The organism is Streptomyces sp. NPDC051172, from assembly GCF_040682555.1.
GTDB lineage: Bacteria > Actinomycetota > Actinomycetes > Streptomycetales > Streptomycetaceae > Streptomyces.
Genome location: NZ_JBFBBE010000170.1, coordinates 1 through 15636 on the forward strand (window position 1 = coordinate 1; position 15636 = coordinate 15636).

Consider the following 15636-nt stretch of genomic DNA (forward strand, 5'->3'; position numbering starts at 1 on the left):
GAGATCGTCGTACGACGGACGACGCTTCGACAGGCCCACGAACAGACCAACGATCCGATCAGCGGCAGGTCACACGACCTGCTGAGCAGTCACTCCGCCACAACCCGCTCCACTGGGGCCACTGTGCCGCCTGGAAGCCAGACCGAGGTCCCCTCTGCGAGGGATTCCCCGGCCAGACCGACCTGGTTGGACGCAACAACACTTCTGTGTCCACTTCGTGCCGTCGCGTCAATGCAACACTCGACATACGGGCTCCCATGGCCGACAGCGTCGTATTTAGACATACGAAAACGGTATGTCCACCGCTATCAGCCACTCACCGATTCGGACAAGCTCACCCATACGAGTGACTCATTGTTCTAACGTCGCTGCCGCTTCCACGGCCCGGTGATCGCCAGCATGATCCCCGGCTCCTGAATGTTGGCGAACAGGGTGCTGCCGTCGGGCGAGAAGGTCACCCCGGTGAACTCGCTGTATTCGGGCTCCTCTTCGCTGCCGATGTTGAGTTCGTTGCGGGCGATCGGGTACGTGCGGCCGCTGTCGGTCGCGCCGAACAGGTGCTGCAGGCCCTCTCCGTCCTCGGCGATGACGAGGCCGCCGTACGGGGAGACGGTGATGTTGTCCGGGCCGTCGAAGTGGCCCTCGGCGGACGGGTCGGGGTTGACGCCGAGCAGGACCTTCAGGGTGAGGGTGCGGCGCCCCGGGTCGTAGAACCAGACGGCGCCGTCGTGTTGTACGGGGCTCTCGGCACGGGCGTAGGAGGAGACGACGTAGGCGCCGCCGTCGCCCCACCACATGCCTTCGAGCTTGCGGGCGCGGGTGACCTGGCCGGTGGTGAACTGCTTGCGGACGGGGGTCGTCCTGGCGTCGCGGTCGGGGACGTTCACCCAGTCGACGCCGTACACCGTGCCGATCTTCGTGGCGCGGGAGAGGTCGTCGACGAACTTGCCGCCGGAGTCGAAGCACTTGGAGGCTTGGAGGACACCGGCGTCGTCGGCGAGGGTGCGCAGCTTGCCGCGGCCGTGGCGGAAGCCCTCGGGCGGGGTCCAGCGGTAGAGGAGGCCGTTGGGGGTGGACGCGTCCTCGGTGAGGTAGAGGTGGCCGCGCCCGGGGTCGACCACGACCGCCTCGTGGGCGTAGCGGCCCAGCGCCTTGACGGGCTTCGGGTCGCGGTTGGCGCGGCGGTCGGAGGGGTCGACCTCGAAGACGTAGCCGTGGTCCTTTGTCATGCCGTTCTGACCGGCCTTGTCCTCGGTCTCCTCGCAGGTGAGCCAGGTGCCCCAAGGGGTGTTGCCGCCGGCGCAGTTGGTGGAGGTGCCGGCGATGCCGACCCACTCGGCGACGTGGTCGCGGCGCACCTCGACGACCGTGCAGCCGCCTGATGCGGCGGGGTCGTAGACGAGGCCCTCGGTGAGCGGGACGGGGTGCGGCCAGTTGGCGCGGGGGCCCTTCAGCTCGTGGTTGTTGACGAGGAGGGTGGCGCCGCGGGGGCCGGCGAAGGTGGAGGTGCCGTCGTGGTTGGAGGGGGTGAACTCGCCCGACTCCAGCTTGGTCCGGCCGCTGTAGGTGATGATGCGGTACTTGAAGCCGGCGGGGAGGGCGAGGATGCCGTCGGGGTCGGGGATCAGCGGTCCGTAGCCGACACCGCCGTGTGCGGCCGCCGACTCCTCGCCTGCTTCCTCGGTGTCGGTGGACGCAAGGGCGCCCGGCGCGGTGGCGAGGGCGCCGACGCTGCCCGCCAGCGCGACACCGGCACCGGTGATCGCGGATTTTCTGGCGAAGTCCCTGCGGGTGAGCGACATGGTGTCTCCTGTGACGGTGGGTGTGCCGTGGAGGGTGGCGAACCTCGGGTCGGCGCCACCGTTTCGCCCGCGCCTGAACGGGAGTTGAACACCGGACGACACCTACGGGCTCTCTTCCATGAATCCGTACACGCAAGACCACGGAACTCAAAAAACCCTTGTGTCCGGGTAATTGGTCGGACGAATCTTCGTAAGGAAGGTCGAATGCCACTTGTCGTCACCGATCCCATGATTTAAGGCAGGGCACCTTGACCGCCGGTGTCCACGGCAATAGACACCCAGTTGCCTGGACAACCCGGGGGAGGCGAGCCGAAGTGGACGCACGTCGTGCGCGCAGCCTCCATGAGGGCCGGCTGATGGGCCTGCCCAACGTGACGGGGGTCGGAACCGGGAAGGACGAGGCCACGGGCCGGGACGTCATCATCGTCCTCGTGACCCGCAAGGTGCCCCGGGACCGGCTCAGGGACGAGGACGTGGTTCCGGAGGAACTCGAGGGCGTACCCGTGCGCGTACTCGTGATCGGCGAGGTCTCCGCGCAGGAGTAGCGCCGCACTGTCGGGTCCCGGAGCCGCTACGACACCGGGGAAGAAGGTGGTCTGGCCGTGACGAGCCAGCCCGAACTGATGCGAGGACCCACCGGCGGACAGCTCAGCGACAGTTCACGGCAGCAGGCGCTGTCGGACTTCCTGCGCCGCGAGCAGCCGCTGGCGAACGTGGTCGGCTTCGGCCACGGCGTGAAGTGGAGCGGCGGTGAACCGACCGGCCGGGAGGCCGTGTTGGTGTTCGTGACGCAGAAGGTTCCGGAGTCGATGCTGCCGGAGCGGGACGTGGTGCCGTACCAGATGGACGACGGGACGCCCACGGACGTGGTGGCGGTCGGCCATGTGGCCGCGCAGCGCCAGCAGCGGCAGACCGGTTCGCGCCGTGAGGAGCGGCGCGGGGCGGCGTACGGGCCGGACGGCAGCGTGGAGGAGCAACTGGCCCGGCTGACCCAGCCGTTGCTCGAAGAGCTGAGCGGTGCTCCGGCCGCGTTCGAGCCGCAGATCCTCAAGCGCCGTATGCGGCCGTGCCCTTCGGGCTTCTCGGTGGGCAACGTACGGGTGACGGCGGGCACGCTGGGCAGCGTGGTGTACGACTTCCTGCCGGGCGCGACGGTCGACCCACCGGGCCCCGGCCTCGGCACGCCCGCGAAGTTCTACGTACTGTCCAACAACCATGTGCTGGCGGACTCCAACCGGGCGCAGCTGGGCAGCCCGATCGTGCAGCCGGGTGTCTTCGACGGCGGCAGCGACCCGGCGGACCGGATCGCCACGCTGGACCGCTTCATCACGATCCAGTTCGCGCCGCAGATCCCGCTGGAGCGGCAGAACAACGTGGTGGACTGTGCGCTCGGTGCGGTGGAGTTCCAGGACGCCACCCGTGAGCAGTACTTCAGTGGGGCGCCGCGCGCCTGGCGGCGCAAGGCCAACGTCGCGGTCGGCGACCTGGTGAAGAAGACCGGCCGGACGACCAACATCAGTTTCGGCCGGATCATGGCGGTCGACGCGACGATCGACGTCAACTACGGCACGGCGGGCACGGCCCGTTTCAAGGACCAGATCCTGACGACGAACATCTCGGCGGGCGGCGACTCGGGCTCCCTGGTCACCTCGCTGGACAACGTCGCGGTGGGCCTGCTGTTCGCGGGTTCGTCGACTGTCACGATCGCCAACCACGTCGAGAACGTCCGCGCGCTGCTGCGCATCGAGGTCGCCGAGCAGCTGGCCTGACGGTCGATCGATTTCCGTACGAGGGGAGGCCATTCCCATGACCACACAGGCACGCAGGCAGAGGACCGCGGCGTCGGTGGAGCACCGCTTCCACAATGCTCAGGGCGCCGAGGTCAAGACGCGCGACGAGGCGTTCGCCTCGCAGCAGGAGGTGTCGCCGGAGGCGGTGTCCACGACGGCGCGGCTGGAGCTGCACAACGGCGCGACGGTCACCTGGGAGCTGGAGGTGAGGTACAACCCCAACACCCATCCGTACGTCGTTCTCGGCGGCCAGATCACGGGCACCATCGCCGGTCCGCCGTGGAACATCACGGGCGGCTTCATCGGCGACACACTCCGCCTGGACGCCACGCGGCACGACGGCACCGCGACGGTGACCATCGTGGGTGAGTACCAGAACCCGCCGGCGTACCGGGGGACGTACGGCTTCAACGGGGCGACGTCGTCGTTCAAGCACACGACGGTCTATCACTGTTAGACGCTCCGCGGGTACGGGGATCTGCCGGCCGTCGTGGCTGGTCGCGCAGTTCCCCGCGCCCCTTGGGGGCGCTCAACCACCGTGCTGTGAGCGTGCCTTGAAGGCCGCTTTCCGGGCCTCCTTCGCGATCCGCTTGTCCGGGTGCAGGCGCCCCATGGCCTCCAGTACGTCCGCCGTGGCGGGGTGCTCGACCCGCCAGGCCGCCGCGAAGAAGCCGCCGTGCTGGGCGGCCAAGCCCTGTACCAGCGCCCGGAGTTCCTCGGAGTTGCCCTCCGCGGCCAGTTGGGCGGCGATCGTGTCGATCGTGAGCCAGAAGATCATCGTCTCGGACGGGGCCGGCACGTCCGGTGCGCCGTGCTCGGTCAGCCAGACCCGGGCGAGGCCGCCCAGCTCCGGGTCGTCGAGGACTTCGCGCAGTGCGGGTTCGGCCTCGGTGCCGACGAGGGACAGCGCCTGCTGGCAGCGCAGCCGGCGCAGAGGTGCCCCGGTGTCCGTGCCGCGCGCGGCGGCCAGCAACTCCCGTGCGGCGGTCAGGGGTTCGCGGCGGGCCAGCCACTGTTCGGTCTCGGCCTGCGCAGCGGCCTGGGGGAAGGTGGCCGTGCCGTCGAGGAGCGCGTCGGCGCCCTTGTCCACGAGGTCGCCGACCGCGGGCGCCGTGAGCCCGGCCTCCAGCAGCCGTGCCCGCAGCCCGTAGAGGCCGAGGGGGGTCAGGCGCACCATGCCGTAGCGCGAGACGTCGGTGTCGTCGGCCCGGGCGGCGGGTTCCGCGGCAGCGTCCTCGGGCTCCGCCATCAGCGCCTCGTCGACCGGCTGGTACTGGACGAGTCCCACCGGCTCCAGCAGCCGGAACTGGTCGTCGAGCCGCATCATCGCGTCGGAGACCTGCTCCAGGACGTCGTTGGTGGGCTCCCCCATGTCGCTGGGCACGATCATCGACGCGGCGAGGGCGGGCAGCGGGACGGGTCCGTCGCCGGGGCCGTCCTCGCTGACGGTGAGCAGGTACAGGTTGCCGAGGACGCCGTCGAGGAACTCGGCCTCCGCCTCCGGGTCCCACTCCAGCCGGGAGAAGTCGATCTCGCCGCTCTCGTCGAGGGCACCTTCCAGGTCGTCCAGGTCGGGGACGCTCGCGTCGGCGAGCACCGTCTCCAGGGCCTCCTGCCACACGGCCAGCACCTCGTGCGGGGAGCCCTGGGTGAGCAGCGCCAGGTCCTGCCCGGCGGCGACGGTGCCCTCGTCGTCATCCTCGGATTCGGCGATCTCGACCAGCCCGGTGTCCACGGCGACCCGCCAGGCCTCGCTCGCGACGGCCGCGGCGTCGTCCCCGCTCAGCCCGAGCAGTTCGGCGGCGGCCGGAAGCTGTTCCTCGACGAGCCCGCCCCCGGCGTCGACCCGGGTGTCCGGCCCGGCCCAGCGGGCGAGACGGGCGGCCCGGGAGAGCAGCGGTGTGGCCAACGCGTCCCGCGCCAGCTCCGCTTCGGGATGCAGCCGCACCGGCGGCAGGGGGGAGCTGTCTGACATCGGTTGGTTCTCCTCGGGCGTGTCGTACCACTCAAACGCTCAGCCTAGACGGATTTCCACCCATGCCGCCCGGTTCATCTCCCGGACCCCGTCCGTACATGGCCGAAACCTTGACAACTGGCGTGCGCACACAGGAGATTGACGCGCGTAGAAACGAAGCGGACACATGTTCACTGTATCTTCTACGCGCGTCGCCACCGCCCCACCGGTCGCGGCCTCGGACCGTTCCACGCACCACCCTCGTCCCGGCGCCCACGCACGTCCCCGGAGGGATCCCGTTGCCGAGCAAGTCTTCCGCGCGTCTCGCCGCGCTCACCGTCGCCGCCGTCTGTTCCGCGGCGTCCGCCGTGGCCCTGACCTCGCCGGCGCACGCCGACTCCGTGCGCATCCATGACATCCAGGGCACTACGCGCATTTCTCCGTACGCGGGCCAGAAGGTCTCCGATGTGGCCGGAATTGTCACCGGCGTGCGCGCCTACGGCTCTTCCAGAGGCTTCTGGATCCAGGATCCGAACCCGGACGACAACCCGGCCACCAGTGAGGGCATATTCGTCTTCACCGGCTCCACCCCGAAGGCCGCCGTCGGTGACTCCGTCACGGTCACCGGCACGGTCTCCGAGTACGTCCCGGGCGGCGCCTCGTCCGGCAACCAGTCGGTCACCGAGATCACCAAGCCGACCGTCACCACGGTCTCCACGGGCAACGCGGTGCCGGCCCCGACGGTGATCGACGCGAAGTCGGTGCCCGCGCTCTACACGCCGGCGGGCGACACCGCCGCGAACGGCTCGATCAACGGTCTGACGCTGCAGCCGTCGACGTACGCCCTGGACTACTACGAGTCCCTGGAGGGCATGAACGTCCAGGTCGCCGACGCCCGCGTGGTGACGGCCACCGACCCGTACTCCGAGCTGTGGGTCACGGTGAAGCCGCATGAGCACCGGACCCCCAGCGGCGGCACGCTCTACGGCTCCTACGAGTCGCAGAACACCGGCCGGCTGCAGATCCAGTCGCTGGGTGAGACGGCCGACTTCCCGAAGGCGAACGTCGGCGACTCGCTGACCGGCACCACGGCAGGACCGCTGGACTTCAACCAGTTCGGCGGCTACACCCTGGTCGCGAACCAGCTGGGCACGCTGAAGAGCGGCGGCCTGCAGCGCGAGACGACGCAGAAGCAGTCGCGCGGCGAGCTGGCGGTCGCGACGTACAACGTCGAGAACCTCGACCCGTCCGACAAGACCTTCGACGCGCACGCCGCCGCGATCGTGAACAACCTGCAGTCGCCCGACATCGTGTCCCTGGAGGAGATCCAGGACAACAACGGCGCGACGGACGACGGCACGGTCGACGCGAGCCAGACGGTGAACAAGCTGATCGACGCGATCGTCGCGGCGGGCGGCCCGAAGTACGACTGGCGCTCGATCAACCCGGTCAACGACCAGGACGGCGGCGAGCCCGGCGGCAACATCCGCCAGGTGCTCCTGTTCAACCCGGAGCGGGTGTCCTTCGTGGACCGTGCGGGCGGCGACTCCACCACCGCGGTCGGCGTCACCAAGGTGCACGGCAAGGCGCAGCTGACGGCCTCCCCCGGCCGGATCGACCCGGCGAACGACGCCTGGAAGTCCAGCCGCAAGCCGCTGGCCGCCGAGTTCGTCTTCCACGGCCGCACGGTCTTCGTGATCGCCAACCACCTCAACTCCAAGGGTGGCGACCAGGGGCTGACCTCGCAGTACCAGCCCCCGACGCGCAGCTCGGAGACCCAGCGCCACGCCCAGGCGACGCTGGTCAACGCGTTCGTCAAGAGCATCCTGGACGTCCAGAAGAACGCGGACGTCATCGCGCTCGGCGACATGAACGACTTCGAGTTCTCCGACACCGCGAAGATCCTGGAGGGTGACGGCGAGCTCTGGTCGGCGATCAAGTCGCTGCCGAAGAGCGAGCGTTACACCTACGACTACCAGGGCAACCAGCAGGTCCTCGACCAGATCCTGATCAGCCCGTCGATCCGGAGGTCCTGCGACTTCGAGTACGACAGCGTGCACGTCAACTCGGAGTTCAACGACCAGATCAGCGACCACGACCCGCAGGTGCTGCGCTTCCGCCCGTAACGGGCGGCTCTGCTCAGGACTGGCTGAACACGCCGTTCAGCCAGTCCTGCCAGGCGGCCTCGCACTGCTTGATGTCGGCGTCCGGGGTGAAGTCGTGCAGGGAGATGCCGACCTGGTGGCCCCAGTGGTTGCGCCCGAAGAAGCGGGTGAGGCCCCGGTCCGTGCGCAGCCCGATGAAGTACGGGTTGCGGAAGTCGACCACGGCGTCGAACTCGTCGGGCCCCCGGACCGTCACCCGGGTGCCGGCGGCCACGTCCTCCCCGACACCGAGCGCCCGCCCTACGACGGCGAGGGCGTCGGCGGCCTTCGAGGCCTCGGGCCCGTCGAAGGTGGCGAAGGCGGCCGGCCGGGGCGCGAAGTGGACCAGGTACTCGCGCAGGGTGTGCAGATAGAAGTCGGTGTGCTTGGCGGCGCCGTCGTACTGGTTGTCCCAGTCGTCGACGAAGATGCCGCTGTGCACGTACCGCACCCAGGCCCGGCGGCCGTCCTCGCGGGGCTCGACGGTGTAGTCGAGCTGGTTGAGGGTCTGTTGGGAGATGCCCTCGACGTCCGCGACGCGGTTGGTGTACCGGTGCGGCGGATCCCAGGCCGTGACCTCGGACCCGAAGGGTCCCTTGCCGCCGACCCGGGGCTCGGGCGGCTCCATCGGCCACAGATACCCGCCGGTCCCGGTGGTGATCGCCTCCCACACCTCCTCCGGAGTGGCGTCGACCTCGAACTCTCTGACGATCTCGAATTCCTTGGACATGGTGGGGCTCCTGCCTAGTCCTGCTCTGTTGCCTTGAGGGTGGGATGGACGGCCACGACGATCCGGTGGTCGCGCCCGCCCTCGGCGTCGGGCGCGTCGTACTTGCGGATCAGCGCGGTGACACCGGCCGTCAACTCCTCGACGAACGCGGCCCGTTCGGCGGCCGAAGCGAAACGCACCTCGCCGTCGAGGGCATACGTGGCCAGCCGTTTGCGGGCCTTCGCGGCACCGGTGATCAGCGAGCCGACGTCCCGCACGAGCCGGGCGCCGAGCGCCAGCAGCCACCGCGCGGACAGCTGGTCCCGGAAACGGTCCGGGTCCGGCTGTACGGCGGCGAGCGCGAGCGGCGAGATGACGTACGAGGCCGCGGTGGCCTGCATCAACCGCTCGGTGACATTGCCCTTGCGGCGCTCCCCGGCCAGCTCGACCAGGCCGTGCCGCTCCAGCGCCTTGAGGTGGTAGTTCACCTTCTGCCGCGGCAGGCCGACCCGGCCGGCCAGCATCGCCGCCGACGCGGGTCCGGCCGCCAGCTCGGCGAGCAGCCTGGCCCTGACGGGGTCCAGGGAGACGGCGGCGGCCTCGGGGTCCTCGATGACGGTGACGTCCAGCATGCGTCCACCGTCCCACCGAAAACTTTTTTTGTCCAGAAGACTGAGATTTTCGGTGGGACGGTGTCAGAGCCAGAGGCAGGAGCGATCTGCTACCGCTTGGGGTACCTCCAGCCCACCACCACGACAAAGGCCAGCGCCGCACCGATGGCCAGCGCGGGCCCCGGATGCCGTACCGCCGCCCTGACGACGGGGCCGGCGGGCCAGGGGACGTCGTGCTCCGCCCTGTCCTGGAGCGTGTGTCCCGTCCGGGTGGCCCTGTCCTGGGCGGCATGGCCCGCCGTCAGGGCCCGGTCGTGCACCTGGTGGCCCGCCTGCGTGGCCCGGTCGTGCACCTTGTGGCCGGTCTGCGTGGCCCGGTCGTGCACCTGGTGGCCCGCCTGTGTGGCCCGGTCATGGACCTTGTGGCCGGTCTGCGTGGCCCGGTCCTGGACCGCATGGCCGGCGTGCGCGGCCGAGCTGCGCAGCTGCACGGTCATGGCGCTCGCCTTGTCCTTGAGGTCTGCCGCGCGGGCCCGCGCGCGTCCCTTCACATCCATCTTCTCCGCCAACTCCTCCACTGTTTCGCCCAGTTGGCTGCGCGTCTGCTCGATCTGCCGCCTGAGCTCATCGGGTCCCTTGGCGCCGCTCGGCCCTGTCCTGTCCGTCATCGGTGCGCCCTTTCCCTGATCTCCTCGACATCGGCACGGACGCTCACGAGGGTCTCCTCGGGCGTCGGCGGTGCGGCGCGGCGCAGCTGGGTGCGGCCGGTCAGGGCCAGCAGGCCCGCGATCACGAACAGCACGGCGGTCACGATGAGCGCCGCAGCCCAGACCGACAGCACCAGCGAGAGCGCGGCCACGGCCGTGCCGGCCAGAGCGAGCAGACCGGCGTAGGCGAACGCGCCCGCGGCGCCGAGCAGCCCGCCGCCGCGCCCGGCGCGCCTGCCCTTCTCGGACAACTCCTCCTTGGCGAGGGCCACTTCCTGTCGTACGAGCCGGGATAGCTGTTCGGTGGCCTCTCGGACGAGCTCGCCCACCGAGCGGTGCCCGTCGCGCACCGGCTGGGGGTGCATGGTCCCGGTCACGGGGTCGCCTCCTCTCGCGTTCCTTGCGGCTTCCTCCGTTCGGAACACTCCGGGTACCCCCTGCCGACCTCCGCTATCCCTGCCGGCCACCGCCCGGCCCGCGCTCGCCGAGCCGGCCGAGCTGGGTCTGGAACCAGTCGAGGCGGGCCTGCAACAGGGCTGCCTCAGCGACGAGTTCGGGCACCCCGAGCCCCTCGGGCACCGCGAGGTCCGCCGCCGGAAGGGCGGCGCCGCTGCCCGCCACCACCCGCAGCCCCTCCCCGGCCAGCCGCGCGAAGGAGGCGAGCGAGACGGACGTGCGGCCGCGGACGCAGCCCGCGCAGGAGGGGGCCAGCGCACGCCAGCCCGGCCGGCCCCAGCCGGCGTCGGCCAGGGCGGTGGCGACCGCGCCGCACACGCAGGGGCCGACCGTGGCGGTCCGCACCCGCTGGCGGGCGCAGCGGAAGCCGCGCTCGAAGCGGATGTAGCGGCCGAGGACCAGGACCTCCAGCAGGACGGCCGCCCGGTGCTCGGCCGTGCACAGCAGCGCCTCGGCCGCCGTGCGGTCGTGCACGCAGTGGAAGCCGCAGTCGCAGCGGCGGTGCGGCGCCCGGTGGCGCAGCCCGTAGACACACGACGCGTCGGCCAGGACTCCGTACGGCAGCGCGCCGCCCAGCGACACACCGGTGAACCCGGCCCGGGTGCCGTCCTGGGACAGCACCGGGTGGGCGATCTTGTATCCGGTCGGCGGCTCCGTCAGGCGTTCCTCCGGAAGCCGCAGTCTCATCGCGCCGCCGGAACCTCTTCGCGCGCGGACGCCTCCACGTCCTGGTTCTCCTCGGGCAGTTCGAGCTCTTCCTCATGGGTCTGCGGCTGTTCCTCCGCGACTCCAGTGGCCAGTGCCTTGCCGAGCTTCATGACGCCTCCATGGGCCGATGCCGATGACCGTCACGACCATGCTGACCCATGGCGGGCGAAATGGACATAGGGCCTGGCCGACCGCATCACAGCAACGCTTATCAATACCTCGTAGAAGAATTAAGTGGAGCTTCACTGTCGGTCTGCCGAGACTGGGAGCATGACGACTACCGCCCCTTTCGGCCGTGCCCTGTGCGCGATGATCACCCCCTTCACCGAGGAGGGCGCGCTCGATCTCGACGGGGCGCAGCGGCTCGCCGATCACCTGGTGTCCCGGGGGTGCGACGGTCTGGTGCTCTCCGGTACGACGGGTGAGTCGCCGACCACCACGGACGCCGAGAAGGCGGCCCTGGTCGAGGCCGTGCGGGAGGCGGTGGGCGGCCGGGCGTCGGTCGTGGCGGGCGTCGGCACCTTCGACACCCGGCACACCGTGGAGCTCGCCCAGGAGGCCGAAAAGGCGGGCGCGGACGGCGTGCTGGTGGTCAGCCCCTACTACAGCAGGCCTCCGCAGGACGCGCTGGAGGAGCACTTCCGGACGGTCGCGGATGCGTCCGGGCTGCCGGTCGTGCTGTACGACATCCCGGGCCGCACCGGTACCCGTATCGAGTCCGACACGGTGATCCGGCTCGCCGAGCACCCCCGGATCGTGGCGGTCAAGGACTGCTCCTACGACTTCCTCGCCGCCCAGAAGGTGCTCTCCCGCACGGAGTTGGCGTACTACGCTGGCTGCGACGAGCACAACCTCGCCCTGTACGCGGTGGGCGGCGCCGGATACATCAGCACCGTCGCGAACGTCGTACCGTCCGAACTCCGTGCCGTGCTGGACGCGTTCGAGGCGGGCGACACCCCCGTGTCCGCCCGCCTCCAGCAACGCGCCACGCCGCTCATCGAGTTGCTGATGTCGGCCGGTCTGCCCGGCACCGTCACCACGAAGGCGCTCCTCAACGAACTCGGCCTGCCCGCGGGAACGGTCCGTGCCCCGCTGCGGCCCGCCGGCCGCGAGACGGTCGACGGACTGCTGGCGGCCTACGAGGAGCTCACGGCCGGCTGACCGGTCAGGGCTGGGCGAAGACCGGCTCCCAGCGCCCGGCATCCGCGTCGTCGCCCTGGCGGAAGCCGCTGAGTGGCACCTCCTTGTTGCTGCCGACGGTCACCAGCACCAGCCGGTTGTGGAACTCGTTCTTGACCTCCTTGTCGATGTCCCAGGCGATGAGCCGGTTGTTGCCGACCCAGGCGAGCAGCTGCTGCCCGCGCACCTTGGTCTTCTTGCCGGTGTAGGCGTCGATGACCCAGGAGGCGGTCTTCCACCCCTCGCCGGCGAAGTCCCCGGCGACCAGCTTCCCGTTCGGCGACTTCCCGGCGTCGACGAACCACTCCAGGTACCTGTAGCCGGCCGGTGCGGAGACCTTCCTGCCCGTGAGGTCCCAGAACTCCTTGCCGGTGTCGCCCATGGGGTTCCCGGCCCAGACGTGCCGGCCGTCGTCGGTGAGGGCGAAGTCCTGACGGGAGTTGATCATGTCGCGGGGGCCCGGACCGCCGCCCAGGTCGACCCGGCTCCACCGCGCCTTTCCGGACGCCACGTCGACGACGTAGAAGCCGGTGCGGTGCGAACTCGTCTGCACGGTCACTTCGCCGCCCCCCTTCAGCTTCTTCGGGATGGGCACGAGGTCCGGATTCTCGCTGTAGGTCGTCGCGACGAGCTGCCGGCCGTCGCGGGAGAACGCGAGCCCGCCGACCCCGTGGTCGACCTGGATCCACCGCTTCACCTCGCCGGAGGCCAGGTCGAACAGACCGATCCGCGCGGCGGGCAGGCCCTGCTCCAGGACGGCGGCGGTCCTCAGGCCCGGCGCGACGGCGAGCCAGGACCAGTTGGCGGTCTTCACGTACTTGCCGGTGTTCGGGTTCAGCAGGTAGTAGGTGCGCCGGGTGACGCCGCTGTCCTTTGTCTGCTTGACCGTGTGCGAGACGTAGTACGCGGCCAAGGTCGTGCCCCCGGCCGAGATCAGATCGCGCGGCGGCGACTGGTGGGGGTGGGCCTTGGTCTTCTTCTGGTCCACGACGTCCGACGGACGTACGTCCTTCTTGCCGGAGTCGAGCAGCGGCACCGCGATCCCTACGGCGACCACGGCCGCCGTGGTGAGGGCGGCCGCGATCCTGCGGGTGCGGCGGCGCCGGCGGACGGCCAGGACACGGTCGGCGAACCCCGCTGCCGCCGGGTGCTGTCCGGCGGCCTGCTCGCGCAGGGCGTCGCGTACGAGTTCGTCGACGTTCACGGACGCACCTCCACGGGTGAGTAGTCGCGGGACGGCTGCTGTTCGGCGTCCGCCGGGCCGAGGGCGGCGAGCTCCGGCGACAGGGCGCGCAGCCGGGCGAGGGAGCGGTGGGTGGTGGACCGTACGGTGCCGACGGAGCAGCCCAGCAGGCGGGCCACGTCGGCCTCCGGCAGGTCCTCGAAGTAGCGCAGCACCAGGACGGTGCGCTGGCGGGCGGTGAGCCGGGCGAGCGCCTCCCGCATCACGATGCGCAGTTCGGCCGCGGCGGCCGTGTCACCGGCCTGCCCCAACTGCCCGCCCCCTTCGGGTGGTTGGGCGACGCTGACCTCCCGTCTGCGCCACTTCAGCCGCCAGCGGCTGACCTGCTGGCGGTACAGGATCCGGCGTACGTACGCTTCCGGCTCGTCGATCCGCGGCCATTTCCCGGCCGCCTTGACGAGCGCGTTCTGCAGCAGGTCCTCGCCGGCGTGCTGATCTCCCCCGCAGAGCAGCACGGCCGTCTTGAGCAGAGCCGACGACCTGCTGTCCACGAACTCGCGGAAGCTGTCCAGCCCTTCGGCATTCATCGTCACCTTCTCTTCCCCGGCGGCTGCCTCTGCCCGCCCCTGTGCCCCTTGTGACGCGTCCCGCCGTACGCGGCTATGCCTGCCGGACGAAGAAATTTTCCGTACGTTGTTGCTGTGAGCCGCCCCCTGCTGTTCCTCGACGTCGACGGCCCGCTCAACCCATGGGCCGCACAGGCGGAACGCCGTCCCGAGGGCTATACGACGATCAGGGTGGCCCTGCACCCCGGCCGGGCCCTGCGGGTCTGGCTGAACCCGTCGCACGGCCCGGCACTCCTCTCCCTCGACTACGACCTGTGCTGGGCCACGACCTGGATGGACGCCGCCAACCGCTGGATCGCCCCGGTCATCGGCCTGCCCGAACTGCCGTACGTGGACTTCGGCGCGGGCCTGTTCGCGCTCCGGCCCGACGGGGTGCACTGGAAGACGGAGGCGATCGTGGCGTACGCCGAGGGCCGCCCCTTCGCCTGGGTCGACGACGAACAGAGCCAGGCGGACGAGGAGTACGTGCGAGCCCACCACCCGGGCCCCGCGCTTCTGCACCACGTCAACCCGCGGCTCGGCCTGCGGGAGGACGACTTCGCGGCGCTGGCTCAGTTCGCGGCGCGGCCCGGGACATGAGTGAGCGCCCTCCCGCGCGGGGCGGAAGAGCGCTCACCCAGACGCCGGGCGGCGTCAGTTGTGGCTGTGCAGGATCTCGTTCAGACCGCCCCAGACCGCGTTGTTCGGGCGGGCCTCGACCGTGCCGGTGACCGAGTTGCGGCGGAAGAGGATGTTGGAGGCGCCGGAGAGTTCGCGGGCCTTGACGATCTGCCCGTCGGGCATGGTCACGCGGGTGCCCGCGGTGACGTACAGCCCGGCCTCGACGACGCACTCGTCGCCGAGCGCGATGCCGACGCCCGCCTCGGCGCCGATCAGGCAGCGCTCGCCGATGGTGATACGGACGTTGCCGCCGCCGGAGAGCGTGCCCATGGTGGAGGCGCCGCCGCCGATGTCGGAGCCGTCACCGATCACGACACCCGCGGAGATACGGCCCTCGACCATCGACGTGCCGAGCGTGCCGGCGTTGAAGTTGACGAAGCCCTCGTGCATGACGGTGGTGCCCGCGGCGAGGTGCGCACCGAGCCGCACCCGGTCGGCGTCGGCGATACGGACGCCCTTGGGGGCGACGTAGTCCGTCATGCGCGGGAACTTGTCGACGGAGGTCACCTGGAGGTGCAGGCCCTCGGCGCGGGCGTTGAGCCGTACCTTCTCGATCTCCTCGACGGCGACCGGGCCGAGGGAGGTCCAGGCGACGTTGGGCAGCAGGCCGAAGATGCCGTCCAGGCTCTGGCCGTGCGGCTGGACCAGGCGGTGCGAGAGCAGGTGCAGCCGCAGGTAGGCGTCGTGCGTGTCGATCGGCTTCTCGTCGAGCGAGGAGATGACCGTGCGCACCGCGACGACCTCGACACCCCGGCGGGCGTCCGTCCCGATCGCCTTCGCCGCACCGTCCCCGAGCAGCTCCACGGCCTTCTCGGCGGACAGCCGCTCGGTCCCGGCCGGACCGGCCTCCTCGCTCAGCGAGGGCGCGGGGAACCAGGTGTCGAGAACAGTGCCGTCAGCGGCGATCGTGGCGAGCCCGGCGCCCACGGCGCCGGTGGTACGAGGAGCAGTCGTGTCGGTCATGAGGGCAACCTAACCGCCCGGACCCCACCCAGGCCAACCGACAACCCACCCGTCTCAGGTAACGAGCGGCCGCGCCCCACCCAGCCCCGGTCCGGCGTTGAGGACGAGGCCGTTCAGGCCGATGGGGGGTCTGGGGGCGCAGCC

The 15636-nt window shown here is 70.5% G+C and carries 17 protein-coding genes; 6 read left to right on the forward strand and 11 right to left on the reverse strand.

Annotated features, from left to right (window positions below):
- Positions 1-359: 359 nt before the first annotated feature.
- On the reverse strand, positions 360-1802 hold the full coding sequence (locus AB0N07_RS46200; protein ID WP_365846176.1) for an alkaline phosphatase PhoX: 1443 nt from the start codon (positions 1800-1802) through the stop codon (positions 360-362).
- Between the two features lie 314 nt (positions 1803-2116).
- Between AB0N07_RS46200 and AB0N07_RS46205 the strand changes: the two genes are divergently transcribed.
- The 3 genes from AB0N07_RS46205 to AB0N07_RS46215 are packed head-to-tail and all read left to right on the forward strand — an operon-like array spanning position 2117 to position 4049.
- Complete coding sequence (locus AB0N07_RS46205; protein WP_365846178.1) at positions 2117-2347, forward strand: hypothetical protein; 231 nt, start codon at positions 2117-2119, stop codon at positions 2345-2347.
- Positions 2348-2404: 57 nt separating this feature from the next.
- Positions 2405-3571 carry a hypothetical protein gene (locus AB0N07_RS46210; RefSeq protein ID WP_365846180.1) on the forward strand — a complete coding sequence of 389 codons (1167 nt, stop codon included), beginning with the start codon at positions 2405-2407 and terminating at the stop codon, positions 3569-3571.
- Between the two features lie 37 nt (positions 3572-3608).
- The gene (locus AB0N07_RS46215; RefSeq protein ID WP_365846182.1) at positions 3609-4049 is read left to right on the forward strand and encodes a hypothetical protein; all 441 of its coding nucleotides are present in this window, start codon (positions 3609-3611) and stop codon (positions 4047-4049) included.
- 72 nt (positions 4050-4121) lie between these two features.
- Here AB0N07_RS46215 and AB0N07_RS46220 read toward each other — a convergent pair whose 3' ends face one another.
- Positions 4122-5567, reverse strand: coding sequence for a hypothetical protein (locus tag AB0N07_RS46220; protein ID WP_365846184.1), 1446 nt, complete (start codon positions 5565-5567; stop codon positions 4122-4124).
- 278 nt (positions 5568-5845) lie between these two features.
- Between AB0N07_RS46220 and AB0N07_RS46225 the strand changes: the two genes are divergently transcribed.
- Complete coding sequence (locus AB0N07_RS46225) at positions 5846-7672, forward strand: endonuclease/exonuclease/phosphatase family protein (RefSeq protein ID WP_365846186.1); 1827 nt, start codon at positions 5846-5848, stop codon at positions 7670-7672.
- 13 nt (positions 7673-7685) lie between these two features.
- Here AB0N07_RS46225 and AB0N07_RS46230 read toward each other — a convergent pair whose 3' ends face one another.
- The 6 genes from AB0N07_RS46230 to AB0N07_RS46255 all read right to left on the reverse strand — a co-directional run bounded on the left by AB0N07_RS46230 (position 7686) and on the right by AB0N07_RS46255 (position 10991).
- Positions 7686-8420 carry an SRPBCC domain-containing protein gene (locus AB0N07_RS46230; RefSeq protein ID WP_365846188.1) on the reverse strand — a complete coding sequence of 245 codons (735 nt, stop codon included), beginning with the start codon at positions 8418-8420 and terminating at the stop codon, positions 7686-7688.
- Positions 8421-8434: 14 nt separating this feature from the next.
- Complete coding sequence (locus AB0N07_RS46235; protein ID WP_365846190.1) at positions 8435-9031, reverse strand: helix-turn-helix domain-containing protein; 597 nt, start codon at positions 9029-9031, stop codon at positions 8435-8437.
- Positions 9032-9120: 89 nt separating this feature from the next.
- A complete protein-coding gene (locus AB0N07_RS46240; RefSeq protein WP_365846192.1) occupies positions 9121-9678 on the reverse strand; it encodes a DUF3618 domain-containing protein in 558 nt (185 codons plus the stop codon).
- Positions 9675-10094, reverse strand: coding sequence for a phage holin family protein (locus AB0N07_RS46245; protein ID WP_365846194.1), 420 nt, complete (start codon positions 10092-10094; stop codon positions 9675-9677). Before AB0N07_RS46245 ends, AB0N07_RS46240 begins: the two co-directional genes overlap by 4 nt.
- Positions 10095-10167: 73 nt before the next feature.
- The gene (locus tag AB0N07_RS46250) at positions 10168-10860 is read right to left on the reverse strand and encodes a hypothetical protein (RefSeq protein WP_365846196.1); all 693 of its coding nucleotides are present in this window, start codon (positions 10858-10860) and stop codon (positions 10168-10170) included.
- Positions 10857-10991 carry a hypothetical protein gene (locus AB0N07_RS46255; protein ID WP_365846198.1) on the reverse strand — a complete coding sequence of 45 codons (135 nt, stop codon included), beginning with the start codon at positions 10989-10991 and terminating at the stop codon, positions 10857-10859. Before AB0N07_RS46255 ends, AB0N07_RS46250 begins: the two co-directional genes overlap by 4 nt.
- 160 nt (positions 10992-11151) lie before the next feature.
- Between AB0N07_RS46255 and dapA the strand changes: the two genes are divergently transcribed.
- Entirely contained in the window at positions 11152-12042 is an 891-nt protein-coding gene (gene dapA, locus AB0N07_RS46260; RefSeq protein ID WP_365846200.1) for a 4-hydroxy-tetrahydrodipicolinate synthase, read from the forward strand.
- Between the two features lie 4 nt (positions 12043-12046).
- Here dapA and AB0N07_RS46265 read toward each other — a convergent pair whose 3' ends face one another.
- Together AB0N07_RS46265 and AB0N07_RS46270 are read right to left on the reverse strand one after the other, a co-directional pair.
- Entirely contained in the window at positions 12047-13264 is a 1218-nt protein-coding gene (locus AB0N07_RS46265; protein ID WP_365846202.1) for a WD40 repeat domain-containing protein, read from the reverse strand.
- A complete protein-coding gene (locus AB0N07_RS46270; protein ID WP_365846204.1) occupies positions 13261-13830 on the reverse strand; it encodes a SigE family RNA polymerase sigma factor in 570 nt (189 codons plus the stop codon). Before AB0N07_RS46270 ends, AB0N07_RS46265 begins: the two co-directional genes overlap by 4 nt.
- A 114-nt stretch (positions 13831-13944) precedes the next feature.
- On the opposite strand from AB0N07_RS46270, the gene AB0N07_RS46275 reads away from it, so the two are divergent.
- Positions 13945-14448: a hypothetical protein gene (locus AB0N07_RS46275; RefSeq protein WP_365846206.1), complete on the forward strand. Its 504-nt coding sequence runs from the start codon at positions 13945-13947 to the stop codon at positions 14446-14448.
- Between the two features lie 54 nt (positions 14449-14502).
- Here the strand turns inward: AB0N07_RS46275 and dapD are convergent, their stop codons facing one another.
- A complete protein-coding gene (dapD, locus tag AB0N07_RS46280) occupies positions 14503-15492 on the reverse strand; it encodes a 2,3,4,5-tetrahydropyridine-2,6-dicarboxylate N-succinyltransferase (protein WP_365846208.1) in 990 nt (329 codons plus the stop codon).
- Between the last annotated feature and the right edge of the window lie 144 nt (positions 15493-15636).